The organism is Actinoplanes regularis, from assembly GCF_900188005.1.
Taxonomy (GTDB): domain Bacteria; phylum Actinomycetota; class Actinomycetes; order Mycobacteriales; family Micromonosporaceae; genus Actinoplanes; species Actinoplanes regularis.
Genome location: NZ_FZNR01000002.1, coordinates 686481 through 703537, shown reverse-complemented (window position 1 = coordinate 703537; position 17057 = coordinate 686481). Strand labels below are relative to the sequence as shown.

The 17057-nt window shown below is 70.9% G+C and carries 17 protein-coding genes; 12 read left to right on the top strand and 5 right to left on the bottom strand.

Annotated elements, in window-relative coordinates:
- Positions 1–2: 2 nt before the first annotated feature.
- From CHC09_RS08295 to CHC09_RS08285, 3 genes are read left to right on the top strand one after another with little or no spacing between them, the layout of a single operon-like run.
- The gene (locus tag CHC09_RS08295) at positions 3–692 is read left to right on the top strand and encodes an endonuclease/exonuclease/phosphatase family protein (RefSeq protein WP_373871888.1); all 690 of its coding nucleotides are present in this window, start codon (positions 3–5) and stop codon (positions 690–692) included.
- A 25-nt stretch (positions 693–717) separates the two neighbouring features.
- Complete coding sequence (locus tag CHC09_RS08290) at positions 718–2061, top strand: flavin-containing monooxygenase (RefSeq protein ID WP_089292374.1); 1344 nt, start codon at positions 718–720, stop codon at positions 2059–2061.
- The gene (locus tag CHC09_RS08285) at positions 2058–2828 is read left to right on the top strand and encodes an alpha/beta hydrolase (protein ID WP_089292373.1); all 771 of its coding nucleotides are present in this window, start codon (positions 2058–2060) and stop codon (positions 2826–2828) included. Before CHC09_RS08290 ends, CHC09_RS08285 begins: the two co-directional genes overlap by 4 nt.
- 52 nt (positions 2829–2880) lie before the next feature.
- Here CHC09_RS08285 and CHC09_RS08280 read toward each other — a convergent pair whose 3' ends face one another.
- Positions 2881–4290 (bottom strand): alpha,alpha-trehalose-phosphate synthase (UDP-forming), encoded by a 1410-nt coding sequence (locus CHC09_RS08280; protein ID WP_089292372.1) that lies wholly within the window; start codon positions 4288–4290, stop codon positions 2881–2883.
- Positions 4291–4337: 47 nt separating this feature from the next.
- The gene (locus tag CHC09_RS08275; protein WP_089292371.1) at positions 4338–5135 is read right to left on the bottom strand and encodes a DUF308 domain-containing protein; all 798 of its coding nucleotides are present in this window, start codon (positions 5133–5135) and stop codon (positions 4338–4340) included.
- Between the two features lie 143 nt (positions 5136–5278).
- Between CHC09_RS08275 and CHC09_RS08270 the strand changes: the two genes are divergently transcribed.
- Positions 5279–5959: a lysophospholipid acyltransferase family protein gene (locus CHC09_RS08270; RefSeq protein WP_089292370.1), complete on the top strand. Its 681-nt coding sequence runs from the start codon at positions 5279–5281 to the stop codon at positions 5957–5959.
- A 416-nt stretch (positions 5960–6375) separates the two neighbouring features.
- Here CHC09_RS08270 and CHC09_RS08265 read toward each other — a convergent pair whose 3' ends face one another.
- Complete coding sequence (locus CHC09_RS08265; protein WP_089292369.1) at positions 6376–7062, bottom strand: Crp/Fnr family transcriptional regulator; 687 nt, start codon at positions 7060–7062, stop codon at positions 6376–6378.
- 235 nt (positions 7063–7297) lie between these two features.
- Here CHC09_RS08265 and CHC09_RS08260 point away from each other — a divergent pair, with 235 nt between their 5' ends.
- Both CHC09_RS08260 and CHC09_RS08255 read left to right on the top strand, forming a co-directional pair.
- Positions 7298–8152, top strand: coding sequence for a phosphotransferase enzyme family protein (locus CHC09_RS08260; protein ID WP_089292368.1), 855 nt, complete (start codon positions 7298–7300; stop codon positions 8150–8152).
- 22 nt (positions 8153–8174) lie between these two features.
- A complete protein-coding gene (locus CHC09_RS08255) occupies positions 8175–8666 on the top strand; it encodes a polyadenylate-specific 3'-exoribonuclease AS (RefSeq protein WP_089292367.1) in 492 nt (163 codons plus the stop codon).
- Here the strand turns inward: CHC09_RS08255 and CHC09_RS08250 are convergent.
- Positions 8663–9328 carry a TetR/AcrR family transcriptional regulator gene (locus CHC09_RS08250; RefSeq protein ID WP_089292366.1) on the bottom strand — a complete coding sequence of 222 codons (666 nt, stop codon included), beginning with the start codon at positions 9326–9328 and terminating at the stop codon, positions 8663–8665. The genes CHC09_RS08255 and CHC09_RS08250 overlap by 4 nt on opposite strands.
- A 96-nt stretch (positions 9329–9424) precedes the next feature.
- On the opposite strand from CHC09_RS08250, the gene CHC09_RS08245 reads away from it, so the two are divergent.
- The 4 genes from CHC09_RS08245 to CHC09_RS08230 all read left to right on the top strand — a co-directional run bounded on the left by CHC09_RS08245 (position 9425) and on the right by CHC09_RS08230 (position 14111).
- Complete coding sequence (locus CHC09_RS08245; RefSeq protein WP_089292365.1) at positions 9425–10924, top strand: DHA2 family efflux MFS transporter permease subunit; 1500 nt, start codon at positions 9425–9427, stop codon at positions 10922–10924.
- Positions 10925–11215: 291 nt separating this feature from the next.
- Positions 11216–12244 carry a 6-phosphofructokinase gene (locus CHC09_RS08240; protein ID WP_089292364.1) on the top strand — a complete coding sequence of 343 codons (1029 nt, stop codon included), beginning with the start codon at positions 11216–11218 and terminating at the stop codon, positions 12242–12244.
- Between the two features lie 86 nt (positions 12245–12330).
- Complete coding sequence (gene proC, locus CHC09_RS08235; RefSeq protein ID WP_239138157.1) at positions 12331–13125, top strand: pyrroline-5-carboxylate reductase; 795 nt, start codon at positions 12331–12333, stop codon at positions 13123–13125.
- Between the two features lie 170 nt (positions 13126–13295).
- A complete protein-coding gene (locus CHC09_RS08230) occupies positions 13296–14111 on the top strand; it encodes a GNAT family N-acetyltransferase (protein WP_089292362.1) in 816 nt (271 codons plus the stop codon).
- On the opposite strand, the gene CHC09_RS08225 is transcribed toward CHC09_RS08230, so the two are convergent.
- Positions 14035–15009, bottom strand: coding sequence for an FAD-dependent oxidoreductase (locus CHC09_RS08225; RefSeq protein ID WP_089292361.1), 975 nt, complete (start codon positions 15007–15009; stop codon positions 14035–14037). The genes CHC09_RS08230 and CHC09_RS08225 overlap by 77 nt on opposite strands.
- 149 nt (positions 15010–15158) lie before the next feature.
- On the opposite strand from CHC09_RS08225, the gene CHC09_RS08220 reads away from it, so the two are divergent.
- Positions 15159–16103 carry an SCO2521 family protein gene (locus CHC09_RS08220; RefSeq protein ID WP_089292360.1) on the top strand — a complete coding sequence of 315 codons (945 nt, stop codon included), beginning with the start codon at positions 15159–15161 and terminating at the stop codon, positions 16101–16103.
- Positions 16100–17056 carry a DUF6879 family protein gene (locus CHC09_RS08215; protein WP_089292359.1) on the top strand — a complete coding sequence of 319 codons (957 nt, stop codon included), beginning with the start codon at positions 16100–16102 and terminating at the stop codon, positions 17054–17056. The genes CHC09_RS08220 and CHC09_RS08215 overlap by 4 nt, the downstream gene beginning before the upstream one ends.
- The last annotated feature ends 1 nt before the right edge of the window (position 17057 follow it).

Below are 17057 nucleotides of genomic sequence, written 5' to 3'. Positions count from 1 at the left end.
ACATGGGGGCGGGGATGTCCGGGGTGCCGCTGCGGGTGCTCAGCTGGAACGTTCACGGGTTGAAGGACGACCGGGCAGCGCTCGTCGGCCTGGTCCGTGAACTGGCCCCGGACGTCCTCGTCGTGCAGGAGGCACCACGCCGGTTCGGCTGGCGGCGCAAGTGCGCGACCCTGGCCGGCGAGTGCGGCCTGGTGGTGGCCGCCGGTGGCCTGCCCGCGCTGGGCAACCTGCTGCTGGTCGGCCTGCGGGTGGCGGTCAGCGAGACCCGGTGCCTGCGCTACCCGCTGACCCCGGGGCGGCACATGCGCGGCGCGGTCTTCGCCCGTGGGCGGGTGCGCGGGGCGTCGTTCACCGTCTCCGGCTCGCATCTGGCCACCGACCCGGCCGAGCGGCCGGCTCAGGCGATGCACTGGAAGACCGAGCTGAACAAGCTGGACGGCCCGCTGATCGTGGCCGCCGATCTGAACGAGGGCCCGGGCGGCGGCGCCTGGCGGACCGTCGAGGACGGGCTGCTGACCACGCGCGACGACGACCCGACGTACCCGGCGGCGGCACCCAGCCGACGCATCGACGGGCTCTTCGTCAGTCCCGGCATCGAGATCGAGCGGTACGAGATCATCTCGTCCGACCGGGCCCGCGCCGCGAGTGATCATCTACCGGTTCTCGTGGATCTGGCACTCCCTTCCGACTGAGGCTCACGTCTGGCAGGATCGCCGGGTGCACGACTCCCCGGACCTCGGCGACCGCCGCGACGCCGTCTGCGTCGTGGGCGCCGGCGCCAGCGGCCTGACCGCCGTAAAGAACCTGCGTGAGCTGGGCTTCAAGGTCGACTGCTACGAGCGGGAGACCGCTGTGGGCGGCGCCTGGAACTGGCGGCACGACCGCAGCCCGGTCTATGCGGGCGCCCACCTGATCTCGTCGCGGCCACTCACCGAGTTCCCCGACTTCCCGATGCCGGACACCTGGCCGGACTATCCGCACCACAGCCAGGTGCTGTCCTACCTGGAGCGGTACGCCGCGCACTTCGGGCTGGGCGAGCACATCTGGTTCGGCACCGAGGTGGTCTCGGCGGTGCCGACCGGTGACGGCGGCTGGGAGGTGACCACGCAGTCGACCGGTGGCGGCTCGTCCCGCACGTCGCGGTACGCCGCGGTGATCGTGGCGAACGGGCACAACTGGGATCCGCGGAAACCGGAGCTGCCCGGCGAGTTCCGGGGCCGGGTGATGCACGCCGCGGCCTACAAGGACCCGGCGGTGCTGCGCGGCCGCAAGGTGCTCGTGGTCGGCGGCGGCAACACCGGCTGTGACCTCGCGGTGGAGGCCGCCCAGCAGGCGACCCAGGTGTGGCATTCGACCCGGCGCGGTTACTGGTACGCGCCGAAGTACGTCCTCGGCCGCCCCGCCGACCAGGTCAACGACCGCCTGCTCAAGTGGCGGCTGCCGCTGCGCCTGCGGCAGTGGCTCTACCGCCGCACGGTCCGGATGACCACCGGTGACCTGACCCGGTTCGGGATGCCGGCGCCGGACCACCAGCCGTACGAGAGCCACCCGATCGTCAACAGCCAGCTGTCCTACTACCTGGGCCACGGCAGGATCACCCCGGTGCCGGACGTGACGGCCTTCGACGGTCCCGCGGTCGAGCTGGCCGACGGCCGCCGGATCGAGCCGGACCTGGTGATCACCGCGACCGGTTACCGGCCGCGCTTCGAGTTCCTCGCCCCCGAGCTGCTGGACCTCGACGAGCACGGCCGTCCCGACCTGCACCTGCACGCCTTCGCCCGGCGGAACCCGACGCTCGTCGTGATCGGCCTGCTGCAGCCGGACTCCGGGGTCTTCCCGCTGGCGCACTGGCAGAGCGTGGCGGCGGCTCGATGGCTGCGACTGCGCCAGTCCGACCCGGCCCGGGCCGCCGCGGTGCAGCAGAAGGAGTCGGCCCGCCCGCTCGCGACCTGGTCGCGGCGGCGGGTGGTGAAGACCGAACGGCACTGGTTCGAGGTCGACCACATCGACTACCTCCGCTCGCTGGAGAGCCTGCTTAACCAGATGGAGCCCTCCTCATGACCGCTTTTGATCTGCTGCGCTTCGAGGACTGGACCGATCCGGTGCCGGCGGCCGAGCGTGAGGTGGCCGCGCTGCTGCCGGAGGACGACGAGAACCGGCCGCCCGTACTGTTCGTGCCCGGCCTGGGCCATGGTGCCTGGGCGTTCGCCGAGCACTGGCTGCCGCACGCGGCCGGTCGCGGCTACCCGGCGCACACGCTCAGCCCGCGCCCCGGCGGTGACCTGCGTGCCCAGGTGCACGACGTGGTGCAGACCGCCGCCGCGCTGCCGCGCCAGGCGGTGCTGATCGGGCACGGGGTGGGCGCCCTCGTGGTGGCTCACGCCCTGAGCCGCTATCCGGCCCGCGCGGCGGTGCTGGTGGCGCCGGTGCTGGACGGCTGGGCCGCGCTCGGGTCGGCGCTGCGGGCCAATCCGGCCGGTGCGCTGCCCGCCCTCTTCGGCGGCCGGCTGCGGCTCTCCGCCCGGCAGCTGTTCGGCTCCGCCCTCCCGGCCGAGCGGGCGTCCGAATACCTGAGCCGGATCGCGCCGGAGCCGCGCGCCGAGCTGATCCGCCGGTTCGCCCGGCCGCGGCCGGTCGGCGCGCCGCCGGTCCTGGTGGTGGGCAGCCCGGACGACCGGGTGGTGGCCCGCAAGGCCCTGGACCGGGCCGCGGCGGCCTACGGCGGTGCCCCGCTGCTCTTCCCCGGAATGGGTCACGACCTGATGCTGGAGGAGAGCTGGGCCGAGCCGATCGACGCCATTGTCGACTGGCTGACCAAACAGCTCTAGCGTCGAGCGGCTCCAGCGAAAGCCGAGCCGTTCCAGCGAAAGCCGAGCCGCTCTAGCCCAGCTGCCGGGCCAGCCGCCCGGTGTGGTCGAGCGCGGTCAGGTAGGCGCGGGCCCAGGCCAGGATGTCGTGCTCGGCGATGTGCCGCCGCATCGCGCTCATCCGGGCCGCGAGATCGGCGGGTTCGGCCTCCAGGGCCCGCAGCAGGGTCTGCTTCAGCCCGTCCAGGTCGTGCGGATTCACCAGGAAGGCCTGCGACAGCTCGGCGGCCGCCCCGGCGAACTCGCTGAGCACCAGCGCCCCCGAGCCGTCCTCCCGGGCCGCCACGAACTCCTTGGCGACCAGGTTCATCCCGTCCCGCAGCGGGGTCACCACCATCACGTCCGCGGTCCGGTAGAGGGCGGCCAGCTGGGAGCGGTCGAACGGCTGGTTCAGGTAGTGGATGGCCGGCTCGCCGACCCGCCCGTACTCGCCGTTGATCCGGCCGACCTCGCCCTCGATCCGGTCCCGCAGGTCCTGGTAGCTCTCCACCCGTTCCCGGCTGGGCACCGCCACCTGCACCAGCACGGTGTCGCCGACCTTCACGTGCCCGTCACGCAGCAACTCCCGGTACGCCGTCAGGCGGTGCTCGATCCCCTTGGTGTAGTCCAGCCGGTCCACGCTGAGCAGCACCCGCTTCGACTCGCCCAGGTCGTGCCGCAGCTGTTTGACCTGGCGGACCACATCCGGCCGGGTGGCCAGGGCACGCATCTCGTCGACGTCGATGGAGACCGGGAACGCCCCGGTCCGCACGGTCCGCCCGTCCACCTCGATCGTGTCGCTGGTGGCGGTGGCGCCCAGCAGCTTGCGCGCCAGCTGGGCCAGGTTGTGCCCGGCCTGCTCGCGCTGGAAGCCGATCAGGTCCGCGCCGAGCATCCCGTGCACCAGCTCGACCCGGCGGGGGAGTTGCATGAACAGCTCCGGCGGCGGGAACGGCACGTGCATGAAGAAGCCGATCAGCAGGTCCGGTCGCAGCTCCCGGAGCATCGTCGGGACCAGCTGCAGGTGGTAGTCCTGCACCCAGACCGCGGCGTGCCTGCCGGCCACCTCGGCGGCGGCCTCGGCGAACCGCTGGTTGACCGACCGGTAGGTGTCCCACCACTCCCGCTGGAAGACCGGCTGCTGCACCGCGTCGTGGTAGAGCGGCCAGAGCGTGGAGTTGGCGAACCCTTCGTAGTAACCGTGCTGTTCCTCGGCGGAGAGCGCTACGGACCGCAATCGCACGCTGCCGAGGTCGGGCAGCCGCGGCGCCAGGTCCATCTCGCCGGCCCAGCCGATCCAGGTGGCCGGGGTCTGTTGCAGGATCGAGTGCAGGGCCCCGCTCAACCCGCCTGGGCTGCGGCGCCACTCGCAGGCGCCGTCCCGGGCGGCGCTGTCATCCAGGGGCAGGCGGTTGGAGACGACGACGAGTGAACTCTGACGCATTACGGTAGGTTACCGTCAGGGCACCCAAGTTTGTCGATGTGACCGCTTTAGACCACTGCGCCGTCGTCGAACTCATCGTCGTCGTCACCCGACCGCAATCGCCAGACCAGGGTGGCCGCGCCGCCGACGATCGCCGCGAAGCCGAAGAGCATCACGAAGAAGCTGTCGATCGGGATCAGCGTCGGGAAGAGGAAGAGCACGAAGCCGAGGATGACGCCGAGCACGCCGACGACCGCGTACTTCGAGATGTGCGGCAGGGGCGGGGGTGGCGGCGGAACGTACCGCTCGTCCTCCTCCGCGACCTCGGGGAAGCCGAACGGGTCCAGCACCGGGTAGACGACCGGCTCCGGTGGAGGGTCGGTGCGCCGCCGGTTCAGCGGGCGGCCGTTCTCGTCGACCGGGCGGCCCTTCTCCCTGCGCTCGGCGTCCGAGGTGGTGCCCTCGGCCTCCGGCCAGGGGGTGACCTCGGGATCGACGGTGGTGTGGAAGCCGGCGATGATCTTGTCCCACTCGGCGTCCACCTCGGCCTGCGGCCGGGGCGCCGGAGCGGGCTCGGCCGGCGGGGTGGGTGGCAGACCGTCGGTCACCTGCTGCAGGTGCGCCTGGGCGGCCTCCAGGTGGGCGCGGTCCACGTAGAGCCGGTCGATCGGGCGGGCCGGCAGGGTCGTCGCCCGCAGCACCGGGTTCAGATCCGCGGTGGGCTGCAGGTAGGCCGCGATGCCGTCACCGGCCAGCACGTCGAGCAGGTGCTCCCCGACCCGCGGGTCCACGTCGCCCGCGACCGCGTAGTCAGTCGCGTCGAGTCCGTTGTCCCGTCGCCCGCGACGGGCACCGCCCGCTGTCACCGATCTACACCCCCCTCGCCGATCGTGCCTTGAATGGTGACACGGCAAGCGTCTGTTGCGGGAGTGCGTTGTGGCGCGCCGCTCCCGCTTCGTACGCTTCTCCTCGCCCCGGGACGCCGGTGGCATCCGCTGAAAGGACCGCAGTGTTCTACTGGCTGCTCAAGTTGGTGATCCTCGGACCCGTGCTGAGGCTCCTCTTCCGCCCGAAGGTCGAGGGTCTGGGGAACGTGCCACGTTCCGGGCCGGTGATCCTCGCTTGTAACCATCTCTCGTTCTCTGACTCGATCTTCACCCCATTGGTGATGAAGCGGAAAGTGACCTTCGTCGCCAAAGCTGAATACTTCACCGGGAAGGGGATCAAGGGCTGGCTCTCGCGGATGTTCTTCGTCGGCGCGGGGACGATCCCGGTGGACCGTTCGGGTGGCGAGGCCGCCCAGGCGGCGCTGGACACCCTCCTGAGGGTGCTGCGCGAGGGGAACGTCGCGGGGATCTACCCCGAGGGCACCCGCTCGCCGGACGGGCGGCTCTATCGCGGTAAGACCGGGGTGGCCCGGCTGGCGCTGGAGAGCGGCGCGAAGGTGGTGCCGGTGGCGCTGCTCAACACCGACGAGATCCAGCCGACCGGCACGCTGATCCCGGCGATCAAGCGGGTCCGGATGCGGGTCGGCAAGCCGCTCGACTTCTCCCGGTACGCCGAGTCGCGCGGCGACCGGTTCGTCGAGCGGGCCATCACCGACGAGATCATGTTCGAGCTGATGGCGCTCTCCGGCCGCGAGTACGTGGACGTCTACGCCTCGAAGCTCAAGGACGCCCAGTTGGTCTGACCCACTGTTCGCCCGACCTCGCCGATCGCGTCGCCTCCGGCTCCGCGTCGGCCCTTCGGCATGCGTCAGGTCCGCTTCGCCCCCTCTCAACCCATTTGCCGGTACGACCGACGGAGTCCCGTCGCCAGGCCTCGCGGCCCAAGCCCCGTGGTGCTTCTCGCGCGATGTCCGGCCCGCTCACGGTCGCATCGCGCCGGCCGGATAGCGGCTGGTCCTCGCGGTCGTATCGACACCGCCGACACCACCGAGAGAACCAACCCGGGCCGGGGGCGCGGCCGGCCCCGTGAGTGGGCTGGACATGGCGCGAGAGCATCACGGTGCTTGGGCCGCGAGGCCTGGACCACGGGACTCCACCGGTCGTACCGCCGGATGATCGAACCGCGGGTGAAGCGGACCCGGCTGCCGCGCCGGATCCGTCAGTTCATGCCCGCCCTGCGCCGGAGCGCCTGCACGTCCGTCACCACGATGCGCCGGCCCTCGGTGCGCAGCCAGCCGCGGTTGGCGAACGAGCCGATGGCCTGGTTGACGCTCTGCCGGGAACCGCCGGCCATCTCGGCGAGCTGGCTCTGGTTCAGCTCGATGGTGATCATCGGCGCCTGGCTTTCCCCGGAGAGCCGGACGAGGGTCTTGGCCACCCGGCCGGGCAGGTCGAGGAAGACGTGATCGGCGTTCTGCTCGGTGAGGCGGCGGATCAGGCCACCCACCGAGCGCATCACCGCGTCCAGAATGCGCGGGTTCGAGTGCACCAGGTCCATGAAGGCCGCCCGGGACAGCGACAGCGCCTGGGAGTCCTCGATGGCCTCGGCCGAGGCGCTGCGCGTGGACGCGTCCAGAAGCGACACCTCGCCCAGTACGTCCGGCGGCCGGACCACGGTGAGCACGGCGCGCTCGCCGGTCGGAGCGGTGCGGAAGACGGCGACCGCGCCCCGCTTCATGATGATCAGGGAATCACCCGGGTCGTGCTCGACGAAGAGGATCTGCCCCTTGCGGTAGTGGCGCGGAACCGCCGCGGCGATGACCCGCTGTCGTACATCCGGCTCGAGCCCGGCGAACATGTCCACGCCGGTTAGCGCGTCGCCGGAATCCGGCAGTCGATGGTCCACGGCGTATTCCTCCCCCCGATGGAAACCGCGTCGACTCGGCCTGCGCCGGCCCCACGACGCGAACGATCACTCTTAGCACACAGCTCGCTCCGATTGCCATTTCTACAACGGACACAGAAACTCGCCTCGTACGATCATGTCCCTTCGGTTGCTTTCTGTAAACACCTCATCGCCTTCTGTGATTGCCACCCTCGCTGTCCGTCGCATTTGAGCGGTGTGCCGAGATAATCCCGCCGTGCCGGAAGACGAGATTGTGCGAACCGTGTTGCGCGACCAGTGGCACCTCTCGCCGAGCGAGATCGTCGAGCTGCCGACGGCTCGTCTGTCCCGCGGCTGGGAGGTCACCGCCGGAAGTGAGCGTTATGTGGCCCGGCTGGTGGAGAGCACCGCGCGCCTGCCGGCCGAGGCCGGTCTGGCCGCGGCGGAACACCTGCGCGGCGTGCGGATCGAAGCCGGTGAGCCGGTCCGCACCCTGGCCGGCGCGCTCACCGTGGAGACCCCGCACGGCGTCCTCGCGGTGTTGCGCCGGCCGCCCGGCCGTCACCTGGACGGCGCGGACCCGGTCGACCAGCAGTGGTGGGGGGAGCGGCTGGGCGCCGTGCACCGGGCGCTCGACGGTTTCCGGCATCCCGGCCTGCGGCCCTGGCAGCCGATCGACCCGGAGGCCGCGCATCTCGACGCCGAGCCCTGGCTGCGCGCGGCGGTCACCGCGGCGGTCACCGCGGCGACCCGGCTCACCGTCACCGATCGGCTGACCTACGGCGTCCTGCACGGCGACCCGGCGCCGGAGACGTTCGTGCTGGACACCGCGACCGGGCGCGCCGGCCTGCTGCACTGCGGCGCGTGCGGGACCGGGCCGCTGGTGTACGACGTGGCCGCCGCGGTGCTCTACGCCGGCGGCCCGGAACGGGCGGCCGAACTGCTCGACGGTTACCGCGCGGCCGGCCCGGTCGCGGCCGACGAACTGGAGGTCGCGCTGCCGGTCCTGCTGCGGCTGCGCTGGGCGGTGCTGGCCGAGCGGTCGGCGCGCCGGGACTGCGCCGCGGGCCTGACGGCGGCGCGGGCGGCCCTGGAATCCATGCCCGGATGACGATGGGCGAGGATGTACCGCGATGGTGTATCGCTATTTCTACGACTGTGAATTCATCGAGGACGGCCGGATCGTCGACCTGGTCTCGATCGGTGTCGTCGACGAGTTCGGCCGCGAGTTCTATGCGGTCAGCACGCAGTTCGACGACAGCCGCGCCGTGCCCTGGGTGCGTCGCAACGTGCTGGACAAGCTCCCGTCCCCGGCCGACAAGGCCTGGCGCAGCCGGGAGCGGATCCGCGAAGACCTCTACGAGTTCCTGACCGAGCCGCTGCGCGGGCGCAACGAGCAGATGGAGCTCTGGGCCTGGTACGCCGCCTACGACCACGTGGCGCTCGCCCAGCTCTGGGGCGCGATGCCGGCCCTGCCCCGGGAGATCCCCCGGTTCACCAAGGATCTGCGCCAGCGCTGGGACGACCTGGGCCGTCCCGCCCTGCCGGAGATGGCCGGCCGGCACGACGCGCTGGTCGACGCCCGGCACAACCTGGCCCGCTGGGAGGCGATGAGCGCGGGTTAACCGCGCCGGCGTGCCTCCATCGGTGGCACGCACTCGTGCATGATCGCCTCGACGTCGTCCAGGGTGACCGCCGGGCCGAGGTCGCCCTTGTCCGGCCCGGCCCGGAGCCCGTCGATGATCATCGTCAGGAATCGCCGGTAGATCTCCGGCCGGGCGTCGCCGGTGCACCGGGCCAGCTCGGTGACCATCGCCGTGATGATCGGCAGGTCGTGCATCCCGACGTCGGCCCGGAGCGTCCCCTCCGCGTGGGCGCGGTCGACCAGCTCCTGCACCAGCGGCACCAGCTGTGCCCCGACCTCGGCGAAGTGCTGCTTGTCGATGCCGACACAGAGCGCGGCGTCGCGTAGCCCCCGGTCGGTCGCGTGCAGCTCGATGGAGCGGCGCAGCATCATCGTGAGCCCGTCCCACGCCGACGGCAGGGCCATCGCCTGCTCGGCGAGGGAGACCAGATCCTCCAGCCGGTCCGCGAAGACCGCCTCGATCAGCGACTCCTTGGTGGGGAAGCGCCGGTAGACCGTGCCGACGCCGACGCCCGCCTGATGTGCCACGTCGTCGAGCGTGGCGGCGAACCCCCGGGTCGCGAAGACATCGTGCGCGGCGAGCAGGATCCGCTCGCGGTTGCGCTGCGCGTCCCGCCGGAGCGGGCGGGCGGTCTCGGTCATGTGGCCAAGCCTACAACTAAATGGAGGTTATCCCTCAACTTATCCTGCTAGCCTGCCGAAGTGGAGGACGTACCTCTACTTCTGGAAGGGCCGTGGATGAGCACCCTTACTGATCGACCCCGCGGAGCCGTGCGTGAGGCGTCCGCTGCTACGACGCCTTCCGACGGGCGCTGGTGGGCGCTGGTCGTGCTCGCCCTCGCGCAGCTGATGGTCGTGCTGGACGCCACGATCGTGAACATCGCGCTGCCCACCGCGCAGGCCGACCTCGGCTTCTCGGACGCCTCCCGCCAGTGGGTGGTCACCGGCTACGCGCTCGCCTTCGGCAGCCTGCTGCTGCTCGGCGGCCGGCTCTCGGACTTCTTCGGGCGCAAGCGGATGTTCCTGATCGGTCTGATCGGCTTCGCCCTGGCCTCGGCGCTCGGCGGCGCGGCCAACGGCCTCGAGATGCTGATCATCGCCCGCGCGCTGCAGGGCGCGTTCGGCGCGGCGCTGGCCCCGGCCGCGCTGTCGCTGCTCTCCACGACGTTCACCGAGCCGATCGAGCGCGGCAAGGCGTTCGGCATCTTCGGCGCCATCTCCGGCGCCGGTGGCGGCATCGGCCTGCTGCTCGGCGGCGTGCTGACCGAGTACGTGTCGTGGCGCTGGTGCCTCTACGTCAACCTGGTGATCGCCGCCCTCGCGGTGGCCGGCGCCATGCTGAAGCTCAAGGACGAGCCGGTCGCGGCGCACGGCCGGATCGACATCCCCGGCACCATCACGGCGGTCGTCGGCCTGGTCGGTCTGGTCTACGGCCTCGGCAAGGCGGAGACCGACGGCTGGACCGACGCGTGGACCCTCGGCCCGATCATCGTCGGGGTGCTGGCGCTTATCGCGTTCGTGCTGATCGAACGCCGGGTGGAGCACCCGCTGTTGCCACTGCGCGTCGTCCTGGACCGCAACCGCGGTGGTTCGTACGCCTCGATCGCGATCGCCGGCGCGGGCATGTTCGGCATCTTCCTCTTCCTCACCTACTACCTGGCGCTGGTGCTGCACTTCACGCCGGTCAAGACGGGCCTGGCGTTCCTGCCGATGCTCGGTGCGGTCATGCTCACCGCGACCACGGCCGGGTCGATCCTGGCCCCGCGGATCGGGCCGCGCCCGCTGGTCCCGGTCGGCGCGCTGGTCGCGGCCGGCGGCATGGTCTTCCTGACCCGGCTCGACCTGGACTCGACGTACGCCGGCGGGGTGCTGCCCGGCCTGATCATCATCGGTCTGGGGCTCGGCCTGGTCTTCGCGCCCACGCAGAACGCCGCCACCTCGGGCGTCGAGCACCGGGACGCGGGTGTCGCCTCCGCGATGATCAACACGGTGCAGCAGATCGGCGGCTCGATCGGCACCGCGCTGCTCAGCTCGTTCGCCGCCGGCGCGGCCGAGGACTACCTGGTTGGCAAGGAGCTCTCCCCGCTGACGCAGGCGCAGGCCGCGCTGGAGAGCTACCACACCGTGTTCTGGTGGTCGACCGGCTTCTTCGTGCTGGCCGCGGTGGTCGCGGCGGTGGTGTTCCGCACCGGCCCGCTGGACGTCGACCCGGACGCCGCACCCGTCATCGCCCACTGACGAGCCCCTCCGCCCCCAGCGGTTCTCCTGGCACCCGCCAGGGCCGCTGGGGGCTTTCTCGTACCCAGCGCAGCCGCGGTCCGTGCCGGATTCCGCGCGGGCCGAGGCGCCGGGCGCGGTCGAATCGTTGCTCTCAAGTGGGAAGGGGCGGATTTAGCAGCCCCGCGGGCGGAGACTAGAGTTCGGTTGCGGCTCGCCCCGGGCCGGCAGCGCTGCCGACGAAGACGCTCCCGGGGATTCTCACGAGCTATCTGCATCTCGCTACCCGCAAGGGGAAGGACGAGGAGAAACATGCGTATCGGCGTGCTCACCGGTGGCGGCGACTGCCCCGGTCTCAACGCGGTAATCCGTGCCGTGGTGCGCAAGGGCGTCACCGCTTATGGTCACGAGTTCGTCGGCTTCCGGGACGGCTGGAAGGGCCCGCTGGAGGGTCTGACGAAGCCGCTGGGTATCGCGGAGGTCCGCGGCATCCTGCCGCGCGGTGGCACCATCCTGGGCTCGTCCCGGACCAACCCGTTCAAGATCGAGAACGGCGTCGAGCGGATCAAGGCGAACCTGGTCGAGCAGGGTGTCGACGCCCTGGTCGCGATCGGCGGCGAGGACACCCTCGGCGTCGCGACCAAGCTGCACGACCTCGGCGTCAACGTCGTCGGCGTGCCGAAGACGATCGACAACGACCTCAACGCGACCGACTTCACCTTCGGCTTCGACACCGCGGTGAACATCGCGATGGAGGCCATCGACCGGCTGCACACCACGGCCGAGTCGCACCACCGCACCCTGGTCGTCGAGGTCATGGGCCGGCACGCGGGCTGGATCGCGCTGCACGCCGGTCTCGCCGGTGGCGCCAACGTCATCCTGCTCCCGGAGCGGCGGTTCGACGTCGAGCAGGTCGCGACGTACGTGACCAAGCGCTTCCAGGTCGAGTACGCGCCGATCGTCGTCGTCGCCGAGGGCGCCCAGCCGCTCGACGGCCAGATGGTCCTGCACAACCAGGAGCTGGACAGCTTCGGTCACGTCCGCCTCGGCGGCATCGGCCAGTGGCTGGCCGAGCAGCTGGAGCAGAAGACCGGCAAGGAGGCCCGCACGGTCGTCCTCGGTCACATCCAGCGCGGTGGCACCCCGACCGCGTTCGACCGGGTGCTCTCCACCCGCTTCGGCCTGCAGGCGATCGACGCCGTGCACGAGGGCGACTTCGGCAAGATGATGGCGCTGCGCGGCACCGACATCGTCCGGGTCCCGCTGATCGAGGGCACCGGCGAGCTGAAGACCGTTCCGCTGGAGCGGTACGAAGAGGCCGAGGTCTTCTTCGGCAACTGATCGTGTTGTGATGAATGCCGGGGACAGGGTCTGTCCCCGGCATTCTCTCTGAACGGAGCTCTGCGTTGCCCAAGCACACCGTCGCGATGCTCGGCACCGGCAAGATGGCCGAGGCCGTCCTCGCCGGTCTCCTGCGGTCCGGTTGGTCGGCCGACCAGTTGGTGGTCACCGCCCGTCGCCCGGCGCGTGGCGCGGAGCTGGCCGAGAGATACGGCGTGACGGTGGTGGGCAACACCGAGGCCGCCGAGCGGGCCGACATTCTGGTGATCGGGGTCAAACCGCAGGACGCCGCCGCGCTGCTCGGCGAGATCGGCCCGAAGGTGTCGGCGAACAAGCTCGTGGTCTCGCTCTGCGCCGGATTGACCACCGGCTTCTTCGCTGATCGGCTTCCCGGGGACGCCCCGGTGATTCGGGTGATGACCAATACCCCGGCGCTGATCGGTGAGGCGATGACCGCGATTTCCGCGGGCCCGCACGCCACCGGCGAGCAACTGGCCGTCGCGGAGGAGATGTTCAAGCCGCTCGGCGCGACCGTCCGCGTCCCGGAGTACCAGCAGGACGCGGTGACGGCGCTCTCCGGCTCGGGACCGGCGTACTTCTACCTGATGGTCGAAGCCATGATCGACGCCGGTGTCCTGCTCGGACTGCCGCGCCAGGTCGCCCACGAGCTGGTCGTCCAGACCGCCGTCGGCTCCGCGGTGATGCTCCGCGACTCCGGCGAGCACCCGGTCAAGCTGCGCGAGGCGGTCACCTCGCCGGCCGGCACGACCGCCGCGGCGCTCCGCGAGCTGGAGAACCACGGGGTGCGCGCGGCGCTGCTCTCCGCCCTCGAAGCGGCCCGTGACCGGGCTGCCCAGATTGCCGGAGAAATGCGGCAATAGTAACCATTCTTCGTGGCGCGAGTTACGTTGGGAGAATGGGTTCACACGTAGCGTGAAATGGGCATGTGGTTACCAGTTACGTTCGTGTGAACAGCTCGCCGTGGGCCCCGCCCGCCATTAGGCTGGCACGGTTCCACTGCTCATCGTCCGATTGACTGTGGTGATTCCTCATGGCTGCCAGCCCACCCCCGGAAGTACGCGAACTCGTCCGGATGGAGGAGTTCGAGCAGGCGGTCGGTGTGCTGTGCAGGGTCTGGGGCGCCGAGAGCCCGGTCGATCTGATCAACGCGTCGACACTGCGGGCGATGTCGATGGCCCGCAACTACGTCGCCGGGGTGTTCGTGCTCGGCCGGATGGTCGGCGCGGCGGTGGCCTTCCGCGGTCCGGACCACCTGCACCTGCACATCGCCGGAGTGCTCCCCGGTCACCAGGATCTCGGGCTGGGATACCTGCTCATGGAGCACGAGCGGAAATGGGCGAGCAAGGCGAAGTTCAAGTCCATCCAGTGGACGTTCGACCCGCTGGTCCGGCGTAACGCGCACTTCTACCTCACCAAGTTCAACACCAGCGTCCAGGGGTACGAGCGGAATCTCTACGGCAGCCTCAACGACGGGCTGAACGACGGTGACGAGACCGACCGCCTGCTGATCTCCTGGGACCTCGCCTCCGATTCGGCACCCGGTGGCCCGGAGCCGGTCGACGCGCCGTTCAACCCCGACTTCTTCTGGGACTACGCCCAGTCGACCGTCGCGCTGCACGCCCTCCAGGACGGCGCGGTCCTGCTGGTACCCACTCCGGCCGATGTGGAGGCGCTGCGGATCAAGGATCCGGGCCTGGCGCGGGTCTGGCGGGAGGGCGTCCGGGCCGGTTTCGAGAAAGCCCGGGACGACGGTTACGAGGTGACCGGCTTCAGCCCGGACGGCTGGTACGTACTGCGGCCCCGGCGCATTCCAGCACCTCCTGAGCACAGCCCCAGGAGAGGGTGACCCCACCGCCGCCGTGCCCGTAGTTGTGCAGCACGTGCGGGTGGGTCTCGTCGGGCCCGATCCGGACCTGCTCGCGCACCGGCCGTAGACCCACGTGGTGCTCGAGGATCCGGACGCCGGCCAGTCGTGGCTCGGCGGCCGTGCACCGGGCCAGGATGGCATCGGCCACCTCCGGGTTTCGCGCCGTCGACCAGTCCCCGGTGCTGCGGCTGCCGCCCAGCATCACCCGGTCGCCCTGCGGCAGCAGATAGGTTGTCAATCCGTCCGAGTCGTCGTCGTGCTCGACGAAGAACTGATCGAGACCGGGATTCTCGGCCACCAGCAGGTCGCCGCGCACCGGCGCGACGGGGTCGCCGGCGATCAGTTCGCGGGCACCCAGCCCGGTGCAGTTCACCACGAGCGGCGCGAGCCGCGGCAGTTCCGCCGCGGTGACCGGATCGGTGATCGTCACCTCGACCCCGAGATCGTCCAGGCGCTCGCTCAGATATTCGAGATAGCGGCTCATGTCGATCAGCGGCACACGGTACCGCCAGCCGTTGGTGAACGTCGGCGGCAGCGTCGCCGGGTCACACCTGCGCACGTCGTCCGGGCCGGTGCCGGGCCGCGGGGTCACCAGCGTGCCGCGGCTCGCCTCGACGCCGTCGACCATCCGGACGCCGGTCCGCGGGTCGGTGGCCAGCTCACGGAAGACGGCGAGGGACCGGAGCGCCCAGGCCAGGGCTCGCTCGTGAGCGACCAGGTGGGGGCCCCAGATGGCGCCGGCCGTGCACGAGGTGGTCCGGCCCGGTGGCTCGGCGCTGCGGACGTGGACGGAGAACCCCGACTCGGCGAGACGCAGGGCGCTGGTCAGGCCGGAGACCCCGGCGCCGATGACGACCACGTCCGTGTGGCGAATCATTCACACATTTTAGTCGAGGTGGGCGAATGGATCGACGTTCACGAGTGGGCTCGAATGCGTAAGGTGACAATACGAGGACGTTGCGCGATCGATGGTCGTGCGGTCCAATCGACTCCTGGAGGAGTCTCCGATCGACAGCGGCGGGGGACATGCTGGTTCTGGGCGAGGTGCTCACATCCTTGTTGCCGACGTCAGCGGCCCTTCCGGCCGACGTCGGGGTGCGTCTGCTGGCCCTCACCACCGGGGCGCAGGTGCTGCGGTCGGATCGGCCGATGCCATGCGTCGTGTCGCCGGAGCGACTGACCGGAGTGGACTGCCAGATCCCGATCGGATCGCAGCGCACGGCCCGGACGATCGGCACCGTCACCACCCGCGCGCTGCTCGTCGGCGGGCATGTCCTGCAGTCCTCGGCCCGGACGGTGGCGGTGCGCAGCACGCAGAACCGCCGGCTGCCCTGGTCGTACTATCTCGCCCGGCCGAGCACCGTCGAGATCGTCGGAAGATACCGGGAGCGGGACACCGCCGAGGCGTTCCTCGCCGCCACGCCCGCCTCGCCGTTGCTCAACCTCGGCGCGATCGCCGGGCACACCGCGGAACGGGTCCGGGCCAGCTCGATGATCGACTCCCGGGTGCCGTTCCGGAGCGGGCGGACCACGCTGCGGTGGATCGCCGTGCTGGCCGACGACGCCGCGAGGCCGGACAGTGTCACGTTCACCGTCGAGGGCGAGGGCCGCCGGACGGTCCGGGTGCACGCCCACGGTGACGCGCTGGCCGACGTGGTGGCGCTCTGCGAGGACCTGGCGCTGCACGACTGGCTGCTGACCACGCTGACCGGCATGGTCGCGCGCGCCCCGCTGAGCGGCCCGAGGGCGTCGGCCGCGCTGGACCGGATCCGGCCGGCCTTCGACCACCTGCTGCATCTCTGGATGCCCGGCGCCCGGCTGGAGACCGGGATCCGCCGGTTCTGGGAGCAACTGGAGCAGCATGCCGGGTTCGGCCGGCAGTGGACGACCACGGTGCAGCGCATCCGGGACCATCTGGCGCTCAGCACCCTGCGGGAGCTCGGCCGGCTGACCGGGCCGGCGTCGTCGTGAGCTGGCTGTCCACGCCGAGCGACGGCTCGGGCACCGGGCTGTCCGAAGTGGTGCGCAAGGTCGGCGTCGCGCTGCTCACCGGCGGGGTGGCGTTCGCCATGACCAACCTCGCCCATCAGGACCCGATCCTGTCGGTCACGCTCTCCGTGCTGATCGGCGGCTCGGCGCTGGTGGTGCAGTTCCTGATCGACTTCGAGAGCCGGCTGCGCGAGGTCCAGATCGGTCAGATGGACCAGGCGCGGCAGATCCGGGAGTGTGTCGACGAGCGGTTCCGGGCGATAAGCGAGGCGACCGAGCTGTTCGGCCTGATGGAGGAGTCGATGGTGCAGACCGAGGTGCTCAGCCAGCTGGTCCGGCACTCGACCCGGATCGGGCCGGACTCGTCCACGCTCGCCCACCGGCTCGCCCAGCGGGAGCTGAGCCGGATGGCGGAGTTCCTGAAGGAGCTCGGCGACGGCGGCGAGGCGATCTACGACGGCGAGGACCGGGACTGGCTGCTGGGCCTGACCTACTCCGCCACCCAGTGCATCGACGCCACCAGCCTGACCACGGTCGACGGCGGCGGGATGTGGTCCACCGACCTCGGGCAGCGCTATCTCGACGCGCAGCGGGAGGCGGTGCATCGGGGCACCAAGGTCCGCCGGATCTTCATTCTGGACCGGCCCGGGCCGCAGGGTGACGACGCGCTCGACGAGGTGTTCCGCCAGCACAGGGACATCGGGGTCGAGGTGCGCGTCCTCGATCTCGCCTCGGCGACCCACCTGCGGCGGACGTCGCTCTTCGACTTCGTGCTCTTCGACGGTGTGATCAGCTACGAGGTGACCACCGGTTCGTGGATCGACGAGAGCACGCGGCCGATCGTCGTCAACACGCGGCTCGTGCTGCGATCCAGCCGGGTCGAGGAGCGGCGGGACCGCTTCAACGAGTTGTGGGACGCGGCGCGGCCCTGCTGAG

Coding starts and splice junctions, on each gene's coding strand:
- CHC09_RS08295 (WP_373871888.1), top strand. CDS start 3: ATGGGGGCGGGGATGTCCGGGGTGCCGCTGCGGGTGCTCAGCTGGAAC.
- CHC09_RS08285 (WP_089292373.1), top strand. CDS start 2,058: ATGACCGCTTTTGATCTGCTGCGCTTCGAGGACTGGACCGATCCGGTG.
- CHC09_RS08280 (WP_089292372.1), bottom strand. CDS start 4,290: ATGCGTCAGAGTTCACTCGTCGTCGTCTCCAACCGCCTGCCCCTGGAT.
- CHC09_RS08255 (WP_089292367.1), top strand. CDS start 8,175: ATGGTGTATCGCTATTTCTACGACTGTGAATTCATCGAGGACGGCCGG.
- CHC09_RS08250 (WP_089292366.1), bottom strand. CDS start 9,328: ATGACCGAGACCGCCCGCCCGCTCCGGCGGGACGCGCAGCGCAACCGC.
- CHC09_RS08245 (WP_089292365.1), top strand. CDS start 9,425: ATGAGCACCCTTACTGATCGACCCCGCGGAGCCGTGCGTGAGGCGTCC.
- CHC09_RS08240 (WP_089292364.1), top strand. CDS start 11,216: ATGCGTATCGGCGTGCTCACCGGTGGCGGCGACTGCCCCGGTCTCAAC.
- proC (WP_239138157.1), top strand. CDS start 12,331: ATGCTCGGCACCGGCAAGATGGCCGAGGCCGTCCTCGCCGGTCTCCTG.
- CHC09_RS08230 (WP_089292362.1), top strand. CDS start 13,296: ATGGCTGCCAGCCCACCCCCGGAAGTACGCGAACTCGTCCGGATGGAG.
- CHC09_RS08225 (WP_089292361.1), bottom strand. CDS start 15,009: ATGATTCGCCACACGGACGTGGTCGTCATCGGCGCCGGGGTCTCCGGC.
- CHC09_RS08220 (WP_089292360.1), top strand. CDS start 15,159: ATGCTGGTTCTGGGCGAGGTGCTCACATCCTTGTTGCCGACGTCAGCG.